Source organism: Psychrobacter sp. Pi2-1, assembly GCF_904846645.1.
GTDB lineage: Bacteria > Pseudomonadota > Gammaproteobacteria > Pseudomonadales > Moraxellaceae > Psychrobacter.
This window is the reverse complement of record NZ_CAJHBO010000023.1, coordinates 21,973-45,313: the sequence shown is the minus strand read 5'-3', so window position 1 is coordinate 45,313 and position 23,341 is coordinate 21,973. Positions and strand designations below refer to the sequence as shown.

At 43.9% G+C, this 23,341-nt stretch carries 20 protein-coding genes; 7 read left to right on the top strand and 13 right to left on the bottom strand.

Annotation, left to right across the window (positions count from 1 at the left end; genetic code table 11):
* The first annotated feature begins 458 nt into the window (after positions 1-458).
* The gene (locus JMX91_RS11600; protein ID WP_201549270.1) at positions 459-1,199 is read left to right on the top strand and encodes an SDR family oxidoreductase; all 741 of its coding nucleotides are present in this window, start codon (positions 459-461) and stop codon (positions 1,197-1,199) included.
* A 135-nt stretch (positions 1,200-1,334) separates the two neighbouring features.
* Here the strand turns inward: JMX91_RS11600 and JMX91_RS11595 are convergent, their stop codons facing one another.
* Entirely contained in the window at positions 1,335-1,964 is a 630-nt protein-coding gene (locus JMX91_RS11595; protein WP_101205324.1) for a superoxide dismutase, read from the bottom strand.
* A 552-nt stretch (positions 1,965-2,516) separates the two neighbouring features.
* On the opposite strand from JMX91_RS11595, the gene rdgB reads away from it, so the two are divergent.
* Positions 2,517-3,170 carry an RdgB/HAM1 family non-canonical purine NTP pyrophosphatase gene (gene rdgB, locus JMX91_RS11590; RefSeq protein WP_201549269.1) on the top strand — a complete coding sequence of 218 codons (654 nt, stop codon included), beginning with the start codon at positions 2,517-2,519 and terminating at the stop codon, positions 3,168-3,170.
* Between the two features lie 399 nt (positions 3,171-3,569).
* Entirely contained in the window at positions 3,570-4,913 is a 1,344-nt protein-coding gene (tig, locus tag JMX91_RS11585; RefSeq protein ID WP_201549268.1) for a trigger factor, read from the top strand.
* A 153-nt stretch (positions 4,914-5,066) separates the two neighbouring features.
* Here the strand turns inward: tig and JMX91_RS11580 are convergent, their stop codons facing one another.
* The 7 genes from JMX91_RS11580 to JMX91_RS11550 form a co-directional block, all read right to left on the bottom strand.
* Positions 5,067-5,819 (bottom strand): HupE/UreJ family protein, encoded by a 753-nt coding sequence (locus JMX91_RS11580; protein WP_201549267.1) that lies wholly within the window; start codon positions 5,817-5,819, stop codon positions 5,067-5,069.
* A 50-nt stretch (positions 5,820-5,869) separates the two neighbouring features.
* Positions 5,870-6,559 carry an urease accessory protein UreG gene (gene ureG / locus JMX91_RS11575; RefSeq protein WP_201549266.1) on the bottom strand — a complete coding sequence of 230 codons (690 nt, stop codon included), beginning with the start codon at positions 6,557-6,559 and terminating at the stop codon, positions 5,870-5,872.
* A 57-nt stretch (positions 6,560-6,616) separates the two neighbouring features.
* Positions 6,617-7,411 (bottom strand): urease accessory protein UreF, encoded by a 795-nt coding sequence (locus JMX91_RS11570; protein ID WP_201549265.1) that lies wholly within the window; start codon positions 7,409-7,411, stop codon positions 6,617-6,619.
* Entirely contained in the window at positions 7,401-8,039 is a 639-nt protein-coding gene (gene ureE, locus JMX91_RS11565; RefSeq protein ID WP_201549263.1) for an urease accessory protein UreE, read from the bottom strand. The genes JMX91_RS11570 and ureE overlap by 11 nt, the downstream gene beginning before the upstream one ends.
* A 165-nt stretch (positions 8,040-8,204) precedes the next feature.
* The gene (gene ureC / locus JMX91_RS11560; RefSeq protein WP_201549262.1) at positions 8,205-10,394 is read right to left on the bottom strand and encodes an urease subunit alpha; all 2,190 of its coding nucleotides are present in this window, start codon (positions 10,392-10,394) and stop codon (positions 8,205-8,207) included.
* 56 nt (positions 10,395-10,450) lie between these two features.
* A complete protein-coding gene (ureA, locus tag JMX91_RS11555) occupies positions 10,451-10,753 on the bottom strand; it encodes an urease subunit gamma (protein WP_057761815.1) in 303 nt (100 codons plus the stop codon).
* Between the two features lie 118 nt (positions 10,754-10,871).
* Complete coding sequence (locus tag JMX91_RS11550; protein ID WP_201549261.1) at positions 10,872-11,900, bottom strand: urease accessory protein UreD; 1,029 nt, start codon at positions 11,898-11,900, stop codon at positions 10,872-10,874.
* Between the two features lie 925 nt (positions 11,901-12,825).
* On the opposite strand from JMX91_RS11550, the gene clpP reads away from it, so the two are divergent.
* The 3 genes from clpP (at position 12,826) to JMX91_RS11535 (ending at position 16,211) form a co-directional block, all read left to right on the top strand.
* Positions 12,826-13,452 (top strand): ATP-dependent Clp endopeptidase proteolytic subunit ClpP, encoded by a 627-nt coding sequence (gene clpP, locus JMX91_RS11545; RefSeq protein ID WP_197411852.1) that lies wholly within the window; start codon positions 12,826-12,828, stop codon positions 13,450-13,452.
* Positions 13,453-13,639: 187 nt separating this feature from the next.
* Positions 13,640-14,914, top strand: a complete 1,275-nt coding sequence (gene clpX, locus JMX91_RS11540) for an ATP-dependent protease ATP-binding subunit ClpX (protein ID WP_201549260.1) — start codon at positions 13,640-13,642, stop codon at positions 14,912-14,914.
* A gap of 310 nt (positions 14,915-15,224) precedes the next feature.
* Positions 15,225-16,211 carry an SDR family NAD(P)-dependent oxidoreductase gene (locus JMX91_RS11535; protein WP_227679399.1) on the top strand — a complete coding sequence of 329 codons (987 nt, stop codon included), beginning with the start codon at positions 15,225-15,227 and terminating at the stop codon, positions 16,209-16,211.
* Between the two features lie 160 nt (positions 16,212-16,371).
* Here the strand turns inward: JMX91_RS11535 and JMX91_RS11530 are convergent, their stop codons facing one another.
* The 3 genes from JMX91_RS11530 to argS form a co-directional block, all read right to left on the bottom strand.
* Positions 16,372-17,466 carry a PTS transporter subunit IIC gene (locus JMX91_RS11530; protein WP_227679398.1) on the bottom strand — a complete coding sequence of 365 codons (1,095 nt, stop codon included), beginning with the start codon at positions 17,464-17,466 and terminating at the stop codon, positions 16,372-16,374.
* Between the two features lie 125 nt (positions 17,467-17,591).
* Positions 17,592-18,398, bottom strand: a complete 807-nt coding sequence (locus JMX91_RS11525) for an SPOR domain-containing protein (RefSeq protein ID WP_201549258.1) — start codon at positions 18,396-18,398, stop codon at positions 17,592-17,594.
* An 87-nt stretch (positions 18,399-18,485) separates the two neighbouring features.
* A complete protein-coding gene (gene argS / locus JMX91_RS11520) occupies positions 18,486-20,315 on the bottom strand; it encodes an arginine--tRNA ligase (protein ID WP_165597600.1) in 1,830 nt (609 codons plus the stop codon).
* A gap of 377 nt (positions 20,316-20,692) precedes the next feature.
* On the opposite strand from argS, the gene JMX91_RS11515 reads away from it, so the two are divergent.
* Positions 20,693-20,911 carry a DUF2788 domain-containing protein gene (locus JMX91_RS11515; protein ID WP_071002875.1) on the top strand — a complete coding sequence of 73 codons (219 nt, stop codon included), beginning with the start codon at positions 20,693-20,695 and terminating at the stop codon, positions 20,909-20,911.
* A gap of 166 nt (positions 20,912-21,077) precedes the next feature.
* On the opposite strand, the gene JMX91_RS11510 is transcribed toward JMX91_RS11515, so the two are convergent.
* Positions 21,078-22,205: a DUF1176 domain-containing protein gene (locus JMX91_RS11510; RefSeq protein ID WP_201549257.1), complete on the bottom strand. Its 1,128-nt coding sequence runs from the start codon at positions 22,203-22,205 to the stop codon at positions 21,078-21,080.
* A 34-nt stretch (positions 22,206-22,239) separates the two neighbouring features.
* Entirely contained in the window at positions 22,240-23,292 is a 1,053-nt protein-coding gene (cmoB, locus tag JMX91_RS11505; protein WP_201549255.1) for a tRNA 5-methoxyuridine(34)/uridine 5-oxyacetic acid(34) synthase CmoB, read from the bottom strand.
* Positions 23,293-23,341: the final 49 nt, after the last annotated feature.

Here is a 23,341-nt window from a genome sequence, read left to right as displayed (position 1 = left end):
TGTCATCGAAGCTTTTCATGCTACCAGCCATCTGCTGGGCCAGTTTTTTAATGTCGTTTTGGTTAGTCATTGCTTATTCTCCTGTTAATGGATTATAAGCAGTTACACAGTTTTTAGGAAACTCCCTTTCGACCTTGATTCATAGTCAGCTTGCAATTATGGTTTAAAGACATGATAGCTCAAACTTATATATCAAACTAAAAAAGGACACCTCACCGTGTCCTTTTCTTATCCAAACCCTCAATAGCTAAAAACTCCCTTTCAACGCTAACCTCTTAACCTTTATGCTTTACATCCCCATAGACACAATGGATAAACTTATCTAAAAACAAGCATACAGAATCGCTCTACTTATTGGTTTGGCACACTGGTAACTTATCTCCTACTAATCAAGAGACATCAGTCAAAACGCAATATAAGCGTACTGATATTCACTTATACTATTGGAGAAAGTATCGATGACAACACTAAAAAATAAAGTCGCGATTGTAACAGGTTCATCAAAAGGTATCGGCGCGCAAATAGCCTTATCGCTCGCAAAATCAGGGGCTAAAACCGTCATTAATTATGCAAATGATGATGCAGCAGCCAATGATATCGTAAGCCAGATTAAATCAGCAGGCGGTGAAGCCATTGCCGTGCAAGCTGATGTCAGCAATACCAAGCAAGTCGAAGCAATGTTTGATGCCACTATCAGCGCGTTTGGTAAGCCAGATATCTTGGTCAATAGCGCAGGCATAATGATCAATAAACCCATTGCCGAGACCACAGACGAAGACTTTGACCGTATATTCTCTATCAATGTAAAAGGCACGTTTAATACATTGCGTGAAGCTGCGACTAAACTCAACGACGGTGGTCGTGTCGTAAATCTCTCAAGCACAACCACTCGCATGCTGCTACCTAGTTACGGCACCTACTGTGCGACCAAAGGCGCGGTCGATCAGCTAACCCGTATATTTGCCAAAGAAGTTGGCGAGCGCAACATCACGGTCAATGCAGTATCTCCCGGCCCTACTGATACCGAGCTATTTCATCAAGGTAAAGCAGATGACACGGTAGAGAGACTTGCTAGTATGTCACCGTTTAATCGTATCGGTGAACCAGTTGATATCGCTCGCGTGGTGGCGTTTTTGGTCAGTGAAGAAGCCGCTTGGGTTACTGGACAAAATATCGGCGCAAACGGTGGCATCGCCTAACAGCATAATGGCGCTACTCTATCAAAAATATGTTTTGATCAGATATCGAAATAGAAAGTTATATAGAAAGTTATCACAAAAAAAAGGACACCTCGCGGTGTCCCTTTTTTCAATCAAATACTTAATCGTTAAAGATTACTCTTCAACGCCAGCATCTTGACCTTTATATTTTGCGTTTGCGTAGTCCCAGTTCACTAGCTTGTCTAGGAACGTATCAACATAGTCAGGACGACGGTTACGGTAATCTACATAGTACGCGTGTTCCCATACATCACAAGTCAATACCGCTACTTGGTCATGTGCAAGTGGGGTATCAGCGTTAGCCGTTTTGGCGATTGACAATTTGCCACCGACTTTATCAGCAACTAGCCATGCCCAACCTGAACCAAACTGAGTCAATGCTGCGTTTTTGAACTCTTCACGGAACTTGTCGTAGCTACCGAAATCTTCTTCGATTTTTGCTTTTAGATCGCCAGTAGGTTCGCCGCCGCCGTTCGTTGGCGTCATGCAGTTCCAGTAGAACGTGTGGTTCCATACTTGAGCTGCTTGGTTGAACATACCTTGCTTGCTGTCATCTTTAGCAGTCGCTACGATGATTTCTGGCAATGTTTTGTCTTCTAGACCAGAACCTGGCAACATGTCTTTTAGCTTGTTTACATAAGCAGCATGATGCTTGTCATGATGATACTCTAGCGTTTCGGCACTGATATGTGGCTCTAGTGCGTCTTTTGCATATGGTAGGTCTGGTAAAGTAATGTTTGACATAATTATTTTATCCTTGCTGTTTAGCCGTTAGTTTATAAAAACTTGCTTATAGAAACTGAATTTTACGCTATTTTTACACCGCAAAAAACACTATAAAATAGCGGACTAAATTGGCTGAGTTTATTGTTTGAAATGAACTTTATCGCTTGATACACGGTACTGCTCAATACAATATCACGTATCATTATGAATCCAAAATTAACCTAGCGGTTACTTATTGCTATTATTCTTCGCCAAAAAGCCAAGTCTCTGACTTTATAGACTTTTATTAACTTAATATTCACAAGCTATAAGATATAATTCACTGTAGCTTGGTATCTATTATAGCAATAGTGACCAATAATATCAGTTACCAAATGTTATAGCCCGTACAATCTGTATAGCGATTGGTTATTTATTAAGCAGTAACCGCACTCCTTCCAAACTCATGCGTTATCATGATTAGTATAACTACTTCAATCGACAAACAATTTACCGATTAGCGCTACAGAAGATAAATAAAGCCTACTCGAATAATAGCTCTTCATTATCTTTATATTACGGAATAACTCTATGAGCACCACTGATACCTCGTTAACTGCTACCCATCCGACATCTGGCAACCAATGGGTACTGGCCAGTAACAATAAAGGCAAATTGGCTGAGTTTAAACGACTATTTGCCGAAGCGAATTTGGACGTGACGATTGTCCCGCAAGGTCAACTTGATATCGAAGATACCATCGAGGATGGTTTAAGCTTTGTAGAAAACGCCATTATCAAAGCCCGTCATGCGAGCCGTATCAGTGGACTGCCTGCGATTGCTGATGATTCAGGACTTTGCGTGCCTGTACTAGGTAATGCGCCAGGTATCTACTCTGCTCGCTATGCTGGTGAGCATGGCAACGATAGTAAAAACAATGCCAAGCTCATCGCTGACTTGCAGCCTATCCGCGCAGCAGAGCCGGATATTCCGATCAAAGGTATGTTCGTTTGCGTACTGGCAATGGTGCGTCATGCTGATGATCCTCTACCGATTGTCGCCCAAGGATTATGGCATGGCGAAATCTTGGATACGCCACATGGTGACGGCGGTTTTGGCTATGATCCATTGTTTTGGTTACCTGAGTTGCAAGCCAGTGCGGCTAGTCTAAGCGCTGCTGATAAAAACAGCATCAGTCATCGTGGTCAGGCAATCCAGCAGCTATTGGCACAATTGCCTTTATAAATGCTCCTATAAATGCAAGCAACATAAGGAAACATGCCATCAAAGAGATAATTTTTACTTTAATAAACAGATAGATTATACTGTTCTACTTTTAAAATTTTGTTGAAATCCGTTATTTGGCTGTATAATTCACCAAAAAGCGTTATTATACGGTGCATTAACGGTTTATTATCGATATTTGATAGCATGGACAACCTCAGCAGGTTCACCTTTTAGTATCAGCGGCGATTGCTACTGGCACTGAATTTGACGTTGTGCGCTATCGCTATCCCCTATTTATTCCAACGGCAGCCCGTCGTACATGCCCGTAATTTGAGGCGCGGTCTGTCTATTACAATTTAACCCTAAGTACTATTTCATTAATCAAACGTACTACTTAATCCTAAAGGTGTAATTAACATGGCTACAGATTTACAAGTCACAACCAACAAGCTATCTAATAAAGAAACCCAGCTAACGGTTAAAGTTCCTGTTGAAAAAATTCAAAACAAAGTTGAAGGCCGTATTCGCCAAGTTGCGAAAACTGCCAAGATTGACGGTTTCCGTAAAGGTAACGTCCCTATGTCACACATCCGCTCTCAGTACGGTGCTGGCATTCAACAAGAAGTTATCAACGATGTCATCCGTGATACGGTTTTTGAAGCGATCAAATCTGAAGACATCCGCGCTGTTGGCATGCCTAACATCGACGACGTAAAACTTGAAGACGATTTCTTGGTATATCAAGCCACTGTTGAAATCTTCCCAGAAGTAGACGTACAAGGTATCGATGAGATCGAAGTTGAGCGTCACACTGCACAAGTGAGTGAAGAAGACGTTGACACTATGATCGAAAACCTACAAAAGCAACGTGAAGAATTCGTTGAGAAAAAGGGCATGGCTGCGAAAGACAACCAAGTGACTTTTGACTTTGAAGGCTCTATCGACGGCGAAAAATTCGAAGGTGGCTCTGCTGAAGACTTTAAACTAGTTATCGGTAGCAACCAAATGATTCCAGGTTTTGAAGCTGGTATCAAAGGTATGAAAGCTGGCGAAGAAAAAGTAATCGACGTAACTTTCCCTGAAGATTACCAAGCTGAGAACCTAGCTGGTAAAGAAGCTCAGTTCAAAATCAACGTAAAACTGGTTGAAAAATCTAAGCTTCCTGAAATTGATGATGCGTTCCTAGAGCTATTCGGCGTAAAAGAAGGCGGCGTTGAGAAGTTAAAAGAAGACGTACGCAAAAACATGGAACGCGAAATCAAAAATGCTGCGCGTAGCCAAGTTAAGCAAGCAACTTTTGACGCATTGCTAGAAAAGAATGAGTTTGACGTACCAAACGCGATGCTAGAGCAAGAAATCGAGCGTCAACGCAACATGATGATGCAACGTTTTTCTCAGCAGTTCGGCGCAAATGCTGATAGCTTCGATAAAGACATGCTGCCAAATGAGCTATTTGAAGAGCAAGCGCTACGTGCTGCCCGTCTTGGCATCATCGTTGCTCGTGTTATCGACACCAAAGGTCTAGAAGTAGATCAAGAGCGTGTTGAAACCTTCATCAAAGAAGCCGCTGAAAACTACGAAGATCCAGCAGAAGTTATCGAGTACTACACCAATGACAAGCAGCAGCGCGCTAACATTGAGTCTGTAGTACTAGAAGACCAAGTAGTAGATTACTTGATCGCACAAGGTAAAGTAACTGATAAAGAAGTTAGCTACCAAGACTTGCTAGCTGCTCAGCAACAACAGCAGCAAGCAATGTAATTGATACGACCAACTGTCTTTTTAGATATGCTGTAGTCGGTTATCAAAACTAAAATGCGCCCCCGACCTTTTGATCGGGGGCGCATTTTTTATGGCGTTCGCTAGCTAAGTAAGTTCAGCAACAAACATCGTACTTGTACTATAAAGCGCGCTTTATACCAAAACAGGTGCAAATACAGCACTCAATCCTAGCAGCACTAGCCCGCGCTGTAACCACAAGCTATCACTAAAGCGTTGCTGCAACTGCTGACTAATCAGCGTACCAACTGCATATAGCGCTAGCATCGTGACCATCATCCCTGCATAAAATCCTAGCTGACCGCTCACACCGACATTCGCTGGTACTTCCATCGCGTGTGCCATACCATGAAACACTGCCAAACCACCAAAGCCAAATAACGACAGCTGCTGAATGCTTGGCGTGCGTGCTGTATGAGTCTGCGCAGAGAATGCTTCTTGTCTGCTTTTTTGGCTCATCAAGATCATAGCCAATACGACCACCGACAGTGATATCGCCACTTCAATTAGCCCAGATGATGCAGCAAACGCGATACCGCCAATCAGGACGCCAGCCGTGCCCAATATCGCGCCTAATGATAACCCAGCTGTCAATGACATCATGCCTAAGCGCTGCTTTTGTAGACCATAAAACAACATACCCATACCAACTGCCAAAAACAGATGATCAAGGCCAGTTACTGGATGTATTAGTCCTGCTTGCATCGTACCTAAAAACGATGGCGCTTGCGCGGTAGTCGAGTGAATATGACCTGAGTGTGCTTGTGCCAATGACGGTAGCATTAGTGATGTCATCATCACAGCCGAACCAGACACGATATGACGAGCTGAGAGCACTTGTAAAAAACGAGATTTTTCGATATGAAGACTTTGTGTACACTGTGTCATGCGGATTTTCCTTATTTTTTATATTTTAATAGTAAAAGCTCAGCTGTTCTTTAGGCAAGCATGCCATATTCTTTAATAAAGGCGATAATCTCGTCTAGCCCATCACCTGTTTTCATATTGCTAAAGACAAAAGGTTTGTCGCCACGCATTTTTTTGGCATCGCGTTCCATCACCTCAAGCGAAGCACCAACCATTGGTGCAAGGTCGGTCTTATTGATAATTAACAAATCAGATTTGGTGATACCCGGGCCACCCTTACGAGGTATCTTATCGCCTGCAGAGACATCAATGACGTACAAGGTCAAATCAGACAGCTCTGGGCTAAATGTCGCAGCTAGATTGTCGCCACCTGACTCAATGATAATCAACTCCAACCCTTCAAAAGTGGCTTGTAACTCAGCAATCGCAGTCAGATTAATAGAAGCATCTTCGCGGATAGCCGTATGCGGACAGCCGCCCGTCTCTACACCGCGGATACGCTCAGCGGGCATAGCATCATTGCGGGTCAAAAACTCTGAATCTTCTTTGGTATAGATGTCATTGGTCACCACTGCCATATTGACCGTATCGCGCAGGTTTTGGCATAGCCTTAACGTCAAAGCTGTCTTACCACTACCAACTGGACCACCAATACCAAGGCGTAAACACGATAAGGCAGAAGATGGTTTCTGGCTGTCGCTATTAGTCTGTACGTCTGATGCAGCGTGAGAGTTTTTTGATTTGAGCGGAGTTAGAGACATATTAATTTCCTAAAACAGTTTGTATATTAATAAGTATAAATAGAAATAAAGGTACAGTTATGAGCGGAACAACCGACTGTATTGCTCCTCATGCATACTTGAGAGAATAGCCAAATTGGGCAAGTTATTCGAGATATTAAGCGATTTATAGAGGTCTTGGCATAGCTGCTGACAGTCTGACTCTTCACTATGACCTAAAGTATTGCTCATGTTTGTCGACATGTTTAAGGTATCAAAAGCCTGTTGCACATCATCGCTTAGAGCATCAACCTGAGCACCCAGATCGCTTTGCAATTGCCACAGAATACGCTGACCCGCCATTTGTCCTAGCGGCACTGTCTTCACAGCGGCGAGTACCATATTCTCTAATTGCGCAAATCCATAAGTAGTCATCGACTGCGCTAATGGCAGCTGCCAATGCTGAGCAATATGAGCAAATAGCGGCAAAAATCCATCTTCAGGTATTTCGGCCGGTATGCCAAGACTCAATACTTCGTTGAGCCAAGACACCATCGCCTGTGCCAGCTGCTGCGACTCCAGTACAAACTCTTTACTCTCTAGGCTAGCGTGATAGTCGTGTGCTAGATTTGCCGCTAGCGCTTCATTACCTTGGCTTAGTGCACACATTATTAGCCCTAATACAGGCAGCTCGTAGCCAACAACCGCAAGCGCTAGATAGTCCTGCATAAATGTAAGGGTACTGGCTTCATCAGAGACAACCCCTGACTCAATCGCTGACTCTACGCCTTGCGAATAGGTATAACTACCAATCGGCAAATTGCTAGATACTAGCATCAGTAGCTGTCCAAGTTGGACTGAATCAGTAGGCTGGACACTGGTATCAACCATCATTTGAACGACCTACAGGCGCATCATGATGACTATGGCTATGTCCGTGGCTGTGGCTTTCATCATGACTATGGTCATGACTTTCCTGATGACTATGAGAGTCACTATGCGAATGTGCATGGGAGTGAGAGTGTCCATGTGAATGCCCTTGGCCCTTTTGATAAGCACCTGTCTCAGGCTCAAATGGCACTGACGTAGACTCGATATGCAAACCAAGGTTTTCTAACATTTGTGCAAGTACATGATCATTTTCAAAATACAAGGCATAGCCTGCCTCACCCTGATCAAAACTGTGGTCAAACATCAATGGCACATGACGATTGCCCAAATGATAAGCGCCTTTCATTAGTAAAAAGTCATTAGCAGCCGTCACCTTAGTCACCGCTTGTGGCTTGGCGATAACTTGCATCAACTCCCCTGATTCATTGATAAGGACATCATCGCCTTTCAATACACCAGTACGAGGCAGGTCAACACCAACTGCCTCACCTGAGACAGTAATGGCTCTAAAGCGGGAATGCTGACGAGTATCAAAGTCTAATAGCAGGTAATCGTCGGCTTTATACTGTTCTGCCAATTGTGTTTTTTGGACATCGCTAGGCGTACTTAGACGGGTATTAAATATTTTCATAAATATTATGCTCTGCTAATTATTGCTCAAACTATTGGTCAATAGTATTGATGGTAAAAGTGTTGGGACTAAAGATACGATCTCACTCAAGAAACCAACTGTTCATTGGCATACATGGTTTATGGCTCACTGTCCTAGAGACCCTATAAACGTGCATCATAAGCTCTAAAATAAAAAGTAACGCTGTGCCATGGGTAATACATCAGCTGGCTCACAGGTGAGTGTCTTACCATCAGCGCGTACTTCATAAGTCTCAGGATTGATGTCCATATCTGGGCAGTAGCTGTTAAAGCGCATATCGCTTTTACGAATTTTACGGATGCCATGTACTGGCTGAATGACTTTGGTCAACCCGAGCTGTTTATCCACCTGTTTGTCGATCGCCGCTTGCGACATAAAGGTAATGCTGGTTTGGGCGACTGACTTTGGGTACGACGCAAACATAGGACGATAATGTACAGGCTGAGGGGTGGGAATAGAGGCATTGATATCGCCCATCGGCACCGCAGCGATAAGTCCACCTTTGATGATGCACTCAGGTTTTACCCCAAAAAATTTAGGCGACCACAGCACCATATCTGCCCATTTACCTACTTCGATTGAGCCAACCATATCGCTGATACCGTGAGTAATCGCAGGATTTATCGTATATTTTGCGATATAGCGTTTGATACGAAAGTTGTCGTTATCCGCGCTTTGGTCATAGTCTGTCAAAGTGATGTACTGTTGCTCATCTTCAATGGTCGCTGTTGGATCTGGCGCTAGATGGCCACGTTGCACTTTCATTTTGTGTGCGGTTTGCCATGTACGGATGACTACTTCACCCACCCGCCCCATCGCTTGTGAGTCACTACTCATCATCGAGATAGCGCCCAAATCATGCAAGATGTCTTCTGCGGCGATAGTTTCTTGACGAATACGGCTCTCAGCAAAGGCGACATCTTCAGCAATAGCAGGACTCAGGTGATGACAAACCATCAGCATATCGAGATGCTCATCAATCGTATTGACGGTATATGGTCGAGTGGGATTGGTAGATGATGGCAGCACATGCGACTCACCAATGGCCTTTAGAATATCGGGCGCATGGCCACCGCCCGCCCCTTCAGTATGAAAAGTATGGATACAGCGGTTTTTAAAAGCAGCGAGCGTACTCTCAAGATAGCCACTTTCATTTAAAGTATCGGTATGAATGGCCACCTGCACATCATAGTCATCAGCGACGCTCAAGCAGTTATCAATAGCTTGCGGCGTTGTACCCCAATCTTCATGTAGCTTTAGTCCCACGGCACCTGCTTCGATTTGTTCAGCAATAGGTTCTGGTACACTCATATTGCCTTTACCTAGCAGCCCAATATTCATAGGGATACTGTCAGTAGACTTTAGCATTGAGGAAATATGATACGCCCCTGGTGTACAAGTAGTAGCGAGCGTACCTTGAGCTGGCCCCGTGCCGCCGCCTAGCATCGTCGTTACCCCTGACATAAGCGCCGTCTCACACTGCTGGGGTGCGATAAAATGAATATGACTATCGACACCACCTGCTGTCAGGATTTTGCCTTCACCAGAGATTATTTCGGTAGCTCCGCCAATAGGAATATCGATGGCAGGCTGGATATCAGGATTGCCCGCCTTGCCAATGGCACTGATACGGCCATCTTTGATACCGATATCCGCTTTATAGATGCCTGTATAGTCAACGACCAATGCATTGGTAATAACTGTATCGGCAACTTCCGCGCCTAGCAATTGTCCTTGTCCCATACCATCACGGATGACTTTACCACCGCCAAATTTAACTTCTTCACCTTTAATTTCAATAGGCTTGCTGCTACTTTCACCACTTTGCGACGTATCTGCTTGATCAACAGCAGTATCTTTATGACTGGTTAAATCTGCTTCAACCTGTAGCCAAAGCTCGGTATCGGCAAGACGGACTTTATCGCCTGTTGTAGGACCAAAATGCTCAGCATAAATACGACGACTGACTCGCTTTTGCGAAGTAGTAGTTACCTTTTTATCAGTGACGCTCTCTGATGCTTTGTCTGGATGAGCTGCGCCCATGACACGCCCAGCAAAACCATATACATCTTGCTTGCCAGCGTATGCTACCAATTCGACTTCCCGCGATTGGCCCGGCTCAAAACGTACGGCGGTTCCAGAAATAATATTGAGACGAAAACCCCGAGTCTGCTCTCTCTCAAAACTCAAGGCATCATTGACTTCATAAAAGTGATAATGCGAGCCGATTTGGATAGGTCTATCACCAGTATTGCTGACACTGATGGTCTGTACCTGTCGCCCTTGGTTTAAGATAATATCGCCGTCTTGGATATGGTATTCACCTGCTTGCATGGTAGCCGCCTTATTTTATAGTGAGCATTTCAGTGCTATAACAATGGTATACAGCGTTACACGATAGGATTATGTACCGTGACCAGTTTGGTGCCATCAGGAAAGGTCGCCTCGATTTGCACTTCATCTACCATCTCTGCGACACCTTCCATGACATCATCAGCAGACAAATACGTAGCACCTTCACTCATCAATTCAGCAACTCTTTTACCATCTCGTGCGCCTTCCATCAGCAGCATACTGATATAAGCGATGGCTTCGGGATAGTTAAGCTTAACACCGCGATTTTTGCGGCGCTCAGCCACCATACCCGCGGTAAATAGCATGAGTTTATCTTTTTCTGTTGGGGTCAGGTGCATGACAGTTCCTTATTGTACTTATCATTATATTTATAGCAGATTAGAGGTTTTCAAAGCATTTGATATCGATTAAAAACAGTCGCAATATATCTTAGTTTCATTATTAAAAGTGGCCGTATTATGTGTCCCAAATACGTGGACGACAAGGTTCAAGTTGCCACCAATGATCTCGCAAGACTTCTCTCAGCTGATAAAACGCTTCAAAACAACCACGTACATCTGAGCCGATGTAGCGGATATTGATCGCTTGGCAATTATGAGTGCAGTAGACAGGCATTTGTGCTTGAGCAATGACTTGACGTAATGCTACGACAGTATTATCTAGATAGCGGGTTAATGACTGCTTGATAGTTGCTTGGGCAGTTTCGGTCGATTGCGTGGTTTGTGACGCGGAGAGTGCAAGATTGTCATGGACATCGCTTAAGCTGGGTATTGCCCAAAACGAGCCATAAATATGCTGGTTCGCTAATCCTAAATTTGAGGTAAACCAGCGATTTTGCGCTGCCTGTGCCACTCGCTCAGCAACGATAACCTTACCATCTCGGTAGATGTTCAATCCAGTATGATAACGCCCTTGCAAAAACTGCTCGTCGTAAGCTTGCCGCCCAAATACGCTAATCTCCCATGTCAGTAGACTAGAGGAATCTTTCAAATCGAAGCGGCTCACTGCATGCATATTGGCTTCGTTATAAATGATACTCTCTTGCGGCAGCCATTCTAGACGGGTATCTGCTGCGAGGTTGGCTTGTACGTGTTGGCTCGCATAGGCAGCTATCTCGTCTTGGCTCATACTTCGGTGAGTAACGTCGTCGCCTAACGGAGCTTTATGTTTTTGACTGACGCTGTCTTTGCCATACCATTTACCTGCACCTGGTGTGGTGATAACAGCGTGGCTACCACTATCTAAATTTAGGTCTATGGACAGCGTATCGCCACCTGCGATACCTGCTGGCGGGTACAACATTAGTATGTGACAAATACCCTGCTGTACGCTTGACTCAGGATACAGAGCACGCTGTACCATCAAGGCACCCGTGTGCTTACGATGATAAAGCCGCGTTTTTGAGTTATCAGCCGTACCTTCTTTGGCCGTACTTGTACTGCTAATAGTGTCAAAGCTTAATGCTAAAGAAGAGGCCCAACTCATTTTATATACTCATTTACCAATTAAATATGTTTCAGTGTTTTATGTGGCAGCTATCATTTGCTATGTGTTAAGAACTCTATTGCCAATCGTTAGTTACAGTTCATTAGCGACAGCAATGTCAGAATAACAGCGAAGGAGTACAGCGTACACCATTTATCGTGCCTAACGCACCACGATAAATAAAAGCGTCAATGTTTTTATTGATACAAGCATTGTGCCAACTCTTGATAGCAGGTAATCAAATAAGAAACCTTACCGACTCAAAACTTTGATTTGTCTGTGCTTTTTTCTATTTAACTTAAATGATAAAAATAACACTATACCCCCAACTATTTTCTAAACGTTTTTTGAGCCTCAGTCATTTATAAAATCAGCAGATACTTGCACCAAAACAGTACATTTTGACCATAACAGTGCATTTTTTAGCGTTATTGTTAGCGCAATACCCTCTGAGGACATTAGATAAGCAAAAATACTAAACGCATAACTATTTGCAGGCTTAGTCAGTAAGATAAGTGGATTGTAGGGCTATTAATCAGGTATTCTATGTTAAAAAGTCAGGTCAAACATGATTTACGCTATTTGTATCGATACAGATACTGTCGATACAGGTACTATCAATATCTGTACGACTTGATAATAGATAAGATAGTATTTATCTACTTCTAGACGCATTTTTATTATAAGTTTCAATATAAGCAATGAGTCCTAGCAATATCAGAGGGTCAATTTTTCAGCTATTTTATGCACAAACCCGTTTTATAGGCTTGAATAGTGAGCGCAGCCCCCTTATAAACAACCCATTAGTCAAAAACTACTAGACAATAAAATCATTCAATCCATTTTTATTTTATACATTTATCGATAGGACTTTTCTATGACAGATTATGATCGCATCACTGCCAACCCGCATTTTGATATGCTGATGAGTGCGCACAAAGAAGTACAGACCACACAAGCGGCTTTAGTACCTATGGTGGTTGAACAGTCCTCACGCGGTGAACGCTCGTTTGATATTTTTTCACGTCTATTACGTGAGCGCGTTATCTTTTTGACCGGTCAGGTCGAAGACAACATGGCTAACCTTATCGTCGCCCAGTTGCTATTCTTAGAAGCTGAAAACCCTGACAAAGATATCCATTTATATATCAATTCACCAGGTGGTTCAGTAAGCGCTGGCTTGGCTATTTTTGATACCATGAACTTCATCAAACCTGAAGTATCTACTATCTGTATGGGCGGTGCTTATAGCATGGGTTCATTCCTATTGGCCGCTGGTCAAAAAGGCAAGCGCTATTCACTTGCTAATGCTCGCGTTATGATTCACCAGCCATCAGGCGGCGCGCAGGGTCAAGCAACGGATATCGAAATTAATGCTCGTGAAATCCTTAAAACTCGCGCACGTCTAAATAGTATCTTAGCTGAGCGTACTGGGCAGCCAGTAGAGAAAATCGAAAAAGACGTTGAGCGTGATTATTGGTTAGATGCACAAGAAGCCAAAGAGTATGGTTTGGTTGACGAAGTATTAGAGCGTCGCCCTGAATCTTTGTAATCTAAGCATTAACGTGATGCCTCTTTATTGAGAGTGCAGTCATAAGACCTTTTATAGTTTATTTGCCGTACAGTAAACCGTTATCAATGTCATACCTGACCTATTGAAAGGTATGACCATTGAACTGATACGATAATCGACATACTACAAATAAACTAACCAGTTTTAAATTTTAGGAGCGCCTTTTATGGCAGAAGATAATACCCCGCAGTGTTCGTTTTGCGGTAAAGCCAAAAGCGATGTACAGCAATTGATTGCTGCTGACGATGCCAATATCTGTAATGAATGTATCGAGCTATGTACTGACTTAATCGCAGACAGCGCAGAGCACGGTGATGACGATAGCGAAGTAGACACTTCTTGGGTCAATAAAAAATTACCAACGCCAAAAGAGCTGCGTGCCAAGCTTGATGAATATGTCATCGGTCAGGACGCTGCCAAAAAAGCATTGGCTGTTGCCGTCTATAACCATTACAAACGTCTAAAAGTTAGCCAAACGCTAGCCAACGACAGCAAGAAAGCCAAAATTGGCGCTGATGATGCAATGGTAGAATTGGCTAAGAGTAATATCTTGCTAATCGGTCCTACTGGTTCCGGTAAGACTCTACTTGCGCAAACCTTAGCTCGTCTGCTAGATGTACCTTTTGCGATGTCTGATGCCACGACCTTAACCGAAGCTGGTTATGTTGGTGAAGACGTTGAAAACATCGTACAAAAGCTACTTCAAGCTTCTGACTATGATGTGGCCAAAGCTGAGCAAGGTATCATCTATATTGATGAAATCGACAAAATCAGTAAAAAAGGCGACAATCCATCTATCACCCGTGATGTTTCAGGTGAAGGCGTACAGCAAGCGTTGCTAAAGCTGATCGAAGGCACTGTGGCTGCTATCCCGCCGCACGGTGGTCGTAAGCACCCGCAGCAAGAGCTGATACAGGTTGATACTAGCAACATCCTAATCATCGTTGGTGGTGCATTTGCTGGACTTGATAAAGTCATTCAGCAGCGTACCGAAAAAGGCGGTATCGGCTTTAACGCTGATGTCAGCTCAAAAGATGATAGCCGTCGTAGCTCAGACTTGCTACAAGAAGTCGAGCCAGAAGATTTGATCAAGTTTGGTCTGATTCCTGAGCTGATCGGTCGTCTGCCAGTACTTGCGGCACTGCAAGAGCTAGATGAAGCAGCCTTGGTACAAATCCTGACCGAACCTAAGAACGCACTGGTAAAACAGTACAAGTACTTGTTTGACATGGAAGGTGCTGAAATTAGCTTTACTCAAGAAGCCCTAGATGCCATCGCCAAAAAAGCAATGGAGCGTAAGACTGGTGCTCGTGGTCTACGTTCTATCGTAGAAAATGCTCTGCTTGAGACTATGTATGAATTGCCTTCTATGGAAAATGCTAAAACTGTAATGGTTGATGCTGATGTTATCAATGAAGGTAAAGTACCTAAAATTGCTTAATTTATAGTTGATATATACAGTCCGTTATCATTAGCGGACTACTAAAAAAGCGTCTGGCTAAATTAGCTCAGGCGCTTTTTTATGCCTATTATTTAACCAACTTGCCTACTAGATAACTCGTCTACTGAAAATTGGCAATTTTCATTGCACCTACTTCGAAATGACAGCAGCGTTTATCAATCGCTAGCAGACATCAGTGTAAACCATGCTAATGTAGATAGACTGTTTTAACCTTTATACTTTATTTCTATATACCGCAAGATATATCCCGTACAACCCATATGATTAATAAGACAAAGGATTGTTTATTATGCTCAACCATGTGACTGCTATGGCGACTTCATTGCGCCAACATCTACCGTTTTCTTCTAACCATACTTCATTGGATGACTCAGACGTTGCATCCTACTATCGCAACCACGTCGCTGCCATTACGGGCGCAGGCTCTGGTATGGGGCGTGAGCTGGCTATTCATTTAGCAAAAATGGGCTGTCATGTTGCACTATCAGATATCAATCCTGAACAGCTGGCAGCGACCAAACAGTTACTTGCTAATTATGATGTCAACGTCACTATGACCGTACTCGATGTGTCAGACAATAAAGCCGTGGAAGCATGGGCTGATAGCGTCATGAGCGATCATGGCAAAGTAAATTTTATCTTTAACAATGCAGGTGTTGCGCTCTACTCTATTGTCGAAGGCAGTAGTATTAGTGAGCTTGAATGGGTAATGAACATTAATTTTTGGGGCGTGGTTTACGGCACTAAGGCGTTTTTACCGTTAATCAAAAACAGCGTTAAACAGAGCCAGTTTGGCGAGCATGGACATATTATTAATATCTCAAGTCTATTTGGTTTGACCGCTCAGCCATCACAGTCAGCCTACAACTCTAGCAAATTTGCCGTACGCGGCTTCACAGAGAGCTTACGCCAAGAGCTAAATATCCAGAACTGCGGGGTATCTGCGACTTGTATCCATCCGGGCGGCATCAAAACCAATATCGCCAACAGTGCGCGCGGTAATGAGAGCATCCATGATATTGGCATGAGTACTGGACCCAAAGCCATTAGAAGTTTTAACAAATTCTTAAAATTCGATGCCAGCGAAGCAGCTTGGATTATTTTACATGCCGCTGCGACCAATCAGCAGCGTTGCTTAATTGGTAACGATGCCAAAATGATTGATGCCATTCAGCGGGTATTCCCATCACATTACAGTCAAGTACTGAACGACTTCCATCAACTGTCCCGCAAACTAAAACCACGTCGTCATAAGAAGCTAAAGACCGTTAAATAGTAGGTTATCAACATTCCCTATATCACAAGAAATTGATGGGTTTATATATAAAAAGCCCAGCTATAGTCGTAGCTGGGCTTCTTGAGAGTTGCCATTATTGATTGAGGATAAGACTAAGTTTTAAGATTGTTGATGATATTTTAGTTCAACATTCCGAGAATTAAGGCAGCTTCATATCACCAGCGACTAACCAGCCCATACGGCGCATGATGTAAGCCACTAACCCTGCAATCACTGCAGGCAATACAAACATCAGGAGAATAATCGCTGTCCACAGCTGTCCCGTGCTCATGATTTCTTGTGACGCCTCAATCACCCCAAACACACCGACCAAACCAGCGGTACCCATACCCGCACCTGTCGCCGTACAAGCTAATCCAAAACCAACGGTTGCGATAGGCCCAACGATAGCGCTAGCAATGACAGCAGGCAGTAGAACGATAGGTTTTTTGAGCACGTTAGGAATTTGCAGCATACTGGTGCCCAAGCCCTGAGAGATGACACCACTAAAGCCATTGTCTTTAAAACTTGCAACAGCAAAACCAATCATATGCGCGGCACAGCCAACCACTGCTGCCCCGCCCGCCAAGCCACCAAGCCCAATAGCAATACAAATGGCTGCACTCGACGTTGGTAGCGTCAATAAAATACCAACCACTACAGCGATGACGATACCCATTAGCAGTGGCTGTAATTCAGTAGCGGCATGAATACCCTGACCGATAGCTGCGACCCCTGCTACGATAGGCGGATTAAGCAGAGCGCAAACTAAGAGAGCAATACCGCATACAACCAATGGCACCAATAAAATATCAAGCTTCGTCTTACCAGCGACCCAAGTGCCAGCACGATAAGCAAACACAGAAGTCAGATAAGCGCCAATTGGATTGCCCGGCAGTGCTACAAAAGTTGCAGGCCCACCCACTTGCGGCGTAAAAAGCGTGCCTGCCATTAGTGCTTCGGAATGAGCACCAAGCATACCTGCCACAAGGCAGCTAAGCATCACTAGCGTTGGTGCTTTGAGATAGTAAGCGATACCTACCCCGATACCAGCACCCATTAATATCGAGGCAAGTTTCCCGACCGCGACCAATGCTGACAAATCTAACCAACCACCGATTTGCGAGATAATCAGACCTGCGATCAACGTGACAAATAGCCCGAGAGCCATACCAGTAAAAGCATCGATAAAGTACTTTTGAAAGAACGCTTTAATAATGCTTGCTTGCGGTGTTACTGAGTTAGATACGGTCATAACCATACTCTTAATGGATATTTAATAGGATAAAACAGCTAGAAAGCTTTTAATAAAATAAAGAGATAAAAAAAGCGCCATTACGACGCTTGTTTTATAAATACAATAACTATAAACGACTGAACCTAGCGACGCTGTTCAACGATAATAGAGTCTATACCATTGTTCTGTAGGCGCTGCTGTGCTGTCGTAACTGCTTGACGGTTATTCAAAGGACGTGAGATGACTTGATAAATTGGCAAGCCATTACCCGTCGTGTTTTTGACCACACGAGCATCGACACCTGCCATCAGTACTTGCGCACGGCGACGATCCGCTTCATCTGCATCACTAAAGCTATTGATTTGCAAGATGTAGGTCGCCGCAGGTTTAGCAGCTTGGATGCTTGCCGTACCTGCTGCTGTATTGTTGTTACGGGTTGTAGCGTTGCTAGTAGCAGGCGGCGTACCATCATAGGTTGCATCTTCTTCAACGACAACGATATCCTCACTCGACCCAGCATTATTAGCACCAGCAGGTTCGACAGGCGCATTTTCCGAACCACCGAAGCTGCCCGTACTTTCTGTACTGCCTGCATCGCTCTCTGGTTGAGTCACGACGACGTCTGGTTCAAACGCACCGATATCATCTATTTGATCATTATCAATGTCAGCGATATCTTCATCAGGGATGGTTGCCATCTCTTGATTTGGTAAAATATCGTAGAACTCATAATCCCCATTGTCGGTATCAGTATCCACACGTGGCTGTACTTGGCGATCAGGGTCATTCTCAGCACTACCATCAGCGGGGCTGAAATTGAATAATGGTGAGAGGTAGATAAACACCCCGATCATAAGGGTCAATACGGCCCCAACAAACATCCACAATAAGCCTGATACGCTACTTGATTTGCGCTTTTCTGTTGCGCCTTTAGGTTTTTTGGCTAGCATGGATCTCGTTCTCCCTACTGGATTTAACTATCATCATCGAATTAATGCTATCAGCTGTCTATACTCATGTCACATTTTAGAAAAGTACTACATGCTAGACGGTGCAGACAAGCCTAGCAGACTAAGCCCATTTGCCAATACCTGTCTAACGGCTTTTGACAGACGCAAACGTGCTTGCATTAAGTCTAGCTCATCCTGACTTGGCGTTTCACCTGACGTCAAGCTCATTGGCAAGATACGATTGGTGTCATACCAACCATGGAACAATGCCGCTAGCTCTTTTAGGTAGTTGGTCAAGACATGCGGCTCGTAACCAGTCGCTGCGCGAAGTAACGTCGCTGGATAGCCTGCTAACAGTTTAATCAGCTCGTCTTCATTGGGCGCACTTAGCAAGTCTTGATGTGCCAAACCGATGGCATCATCTACGGTCAAATCGTAAGTTGCCAGTTTTTCTAACACGCGGCAAACGCGCGCATGAGCATACTGAATATAATACACTTGATTGTCTTTGCTTTGTGATTTGGCAAGTTCTAAGTCAAAATCAACATGCACTTCAGGCTTACGCGCTACGTAGTAGAATCGTGCAGCATCGTTACCAACTTCTGCACGTAGCTCACGCAAGGTCACAAACTGACCTGAGCGCGAAGACATTTGTACTTTTTCACTGCCGCGCCATAACGCGACAAACTGTACAAGCACCACATCCAGACGTTCAGCATCAATCCCAAGAGCTAGTAGAGCGGCTTTTACGCGTGGGACATAGCCATGGTGGTCTGCGCCCCAAACGTTAATGACTTTATCAAAGCCGCGATCAAACTTGTTCTTATGATAAGCGATGTCAGAAGCAAAATACGTCGATTGACCATTGGCACGGCGTACAACACGGTCTTTCTCATCGCCGAAATCGGTCGATTTAAACCAGATGTTGCCGTCTTTTTCATATAGATAGCCTTTGTCATCTAGTATCTGTAATACAGGCTCAATCTCGCTATCGATAGATCTCTCGCTAAACCAGCACTCGTAGCTCACGCCAAAGTCGTTTAAGTCGTCTTTGATATCCGCCAAAATGCTGCTTAATGCTGCATTTAAAAATAACGCGTAGCTGTCACCTAGCAAAGACTTACTATTGGCAATCAAGCCATCAATATGCGCTTCTTTATCACCTGAGATGACGGTTTTTTCGCCATCAGCATTAATCTCAAACTGAGCGTCTTCTGGCACATCTTTGGCAACGTCTGCAAAGCTATGTACGTAGCTATCGCCATGCTGTGTTTTTAGTGTTTGGGCGATATCACTGACATAATCACCTTGATAGGCGTTAACTGGGAAAGTTATCTCTTCACCATTTAGCTGTAGATAGCGCAAATATGTACTGGTGGCTAAGATGTCCATTTGACGACCAGCGTCATTGACATAATATTCACGCGTGACGTCATAGCCAATAGCTTCTAGCAGGTTAGCAACGCTCATGCCAAATGCAGCACCGCGACCGTGACCGACGTGCAGACTTGACGTTGGGTTAGCAGAAACGAATTCAACTTGGACTTTTTGACCGTCAAACTGATTACTTAAGCCAAAGCGATCTTGCAATGTGAAGATATCGTCCAATACAGAAAATTTAGCTTCCGAGTTTAAAAATACGTTGATAAACCCTGGGCCTGCGATTTCTACTTGGCGAATATCTTGATTGTCAGGCAATGCGCTAACGATTTTTTCAGCAAGTTGACGCGGATTAGCCTTGGCCGCTTTCGCTGCCGTTAGCGCGATATTACTGGCAAAATCACCGTGACTTAAATCTTTCGTACGGGTAATTTGACTGTTGTTTTGCCAATCGCTTGGTAGCGTACCATCTGCTTGTAGGGTTTGAATTGCATCATTAAATAGGGATGCAAGCGTATCAATTTGGGCTTGTGACATAGGAATTTGAACTCAATTAAATAAACAACAAAAACGGTGCGAATGCGAGCAATCGATAACTGCTTATTATAATAGCGACCGATATTGCAGGGATAGAATAATGTAAAAGGTAAGTAACCTGTAAATATAACAATCTTTGCACTTTATTGCACCATTTGCGCCAAAATTAGCACTAAAATCTTACCGTTATCAGGATTTGGGCTGACTAATATCAATGATGCAAAACTGATAAATAACTCATAACGTGAATTGTAGCGTTACTGTTGCTCAATACTGGGCAGTCGTTTATACCTGACTGCTTCCACGTTATAATAATGGTTTGTACGGCTCTTCTAAAATATAGAAGGCACGTTACTACTCTATTATAGGATTACGCCATGTTTGCTATTGCCGCCAGTACTGTCACCAGTTGGGGACTGTACGTCTTGTTGCCGATATTCATCGCTTTCTTGTTTTTTATTATGTGGGATATCTCTAAAACGTCTGATGCTGGGCGCGCTGGTACTTTTTGGATATTCTTAGCTCTAGGCGCAGGTTCTGTTGGTTTTATTCTAAAGATAGTCATGGAAGTTGCTTTCAAAAAATGGTTAATCTAATTAGCCATTTTTATCACTATCCTTTGATATAGGTTAGGACATAAGTAGCAAAACTAAAAACGTAATATATGGCTTATGACTGCTGCGCTTTATAAGGTGTCAGTCATTTAAATCAAGGCTTTTGAATCAAAGCCCCTTAGATCAATGCCTTTTTAAATCGAAAAAGCTACTGAGCCTTAGCATCGTTTCTTATAACCTGACTCACATACGTTGGTAGGTCCCACGCTCCACCAGCAAAGCCTCGGCACATTCCTGTACTAGACTCTTCGCTCTTAGCAAATGTTTTACCATTCCATATCCATGCAGTACGATTCCAGCAGTCACCAATGCCTCGGTCTTTGTGAGTGGCGGAAATCTCACCATCAAAATAATCATTCCCTGCTGTTGTGATAAGCATAGGCTTGCTAGGTTTTGCATTATCAATGAGCCAATAGCCATTACTAAAATTGTAAGCGCCTAGCCAGCAAGTATGCGTGGCTAACATATAACTATCATCAACCGGTATAAAGTCCCAATCAAGCATCGTAGAACCATACTCTGACATTCGCTGATATGTTTCAGTTTTTGGGTTGATTAGCTCACAGTCGCCCATCACGTCCTTAGACCCTATAAGCTGCTCGGCATTAATATCAATCCACTTATCAATATTTTTCTGAAAATACGCCAGCTTTGATGGAGCAAGTGTTTTGTTGTCTTTTGCTGAATATGCAAATGCTTTTTGAATAATTGGTTTTGGCAAAGCTGCTTTAGGACGTTGACGATTTGGATTATTCTTACTGACCAATGCTATCGGCGTCCCTACCCGACCTTGCTCATCGTCCAGCTTGAGCAATACTGCCGACATGCCTTTATCGCTAATCTGCCAGTGGTTGTCGCCTGCTCTAATTGCTATCTTGGTCGCGATACGAGCATGATCAAGCAGTGCTTGGGTCTGCTTGGCTGATAAGTCGTATAGTAGATTGTCTTCTTTATTGGGCTGCAGCAGACCATAGTTTTTATTATTCAGCCAAAGCTCAACAGGCTTCAGCTCATCTAGCGGCACTTCTGAGATAAACTGAATTTGCACTTTTGGCAGAGCTACTTTTGGCAACGCTGTGAGCAATATTGAAGCAGGCGTATCTATTAGCGCTTCACTTACGTATCCAGCCGCTCGACAAGTCCGCGTATTATCACAAACCACTTGCCAGTCGTCTTGTACAAAGCCCCAGCCTTCGGATACAGTTCCATAACCTGCCATGGCAGGTAGCGATAGCAAGCTGATGGTAGCTACAATCAAAGTCTTTGATGTCTTCATAATGCTTTCCTTACGTTAGCTACCACCATTAATGCTATTTTTTGGCAATCAAAGTCGCACGCATGGGGGCAGGATATCCTTCGACGGTCTTAGTCGAGTCATTAGGATCTAAGAAGTCTGCTAACGAATGATAGGTCATCCACTCGGTTTGTCGTTGTTCCTCAGTCGAGGTGACTGCTACATCGACGCAGCGCACGTCTGTAAACCCTGCTTTCTCCAGCCAGCCAATTAATGCCGCCACCGATGGTAAGAAATAGACGTTATTCATCTGCGCGTAGCGGTCGTGCGGCACCAGTACAGTATTGGCATCACCTTCAATCACCAACGTCTCAAGTACCAACTCACCACCTTTGACTAACTGTCCTTTAAGCTGTTGTAAATGCTCAAACGGTGACTGGCGATGGTACAGCACACCCATGCTAAATACGGTATCAAACAGCTGACTGTGCTCAGGTAACGCTTCAAGCGGTACAGGAATATAATGTGTCCGATAGTTACCTGTACCATGAGTATGAGCATCTGCGGCACCAACGAAATGACGAATCGCCATAAACTGATGATAAAACAAACATGACGGATCAATAATAATAACCGTATCTGCGCCCGCCCCTGCCATGCGCCAGCCGTGATAACCAGAGCCACCGCCCACATCCAATACGCGGCGACCATCCAATCTACTCAAATGCGGCGCAACACGTTTCCATTTCCAATCACTATGCCACTCGGTATCAATCTTAATACCTGACTCATCATCGCCGATTTGACCGCCAATTTGAAATGGGCCTTTACGCCATGGCATCAACTGCTTTAATAGTGCCATTGTTTGCTTGCGCTGAGACTCATTTAGATCTGCCTCAATCGTCAATGTATCGCTGTTTAGATCGACGTTATTGACAGCTAAGTTTGGCAAACGAGCAACTGACGCTTGGTAGGCAGGCGCGTGCGCATAGTTCGCTTTGTCTTTTATATCACCTAGCCACGTTGGTAATTGTTTGAGCCATTCATAAGCGCTCGGCTGCTGCTGTGCCAGCTCTAGTAGGGTTAGATATAGTTCGCGTTCGGCGTTAATGATAGTGTCATTGAGCATAAAAGCAGGTTACCGTATTGATTAAGAAATAACTGTGTTAAAGGTAAGA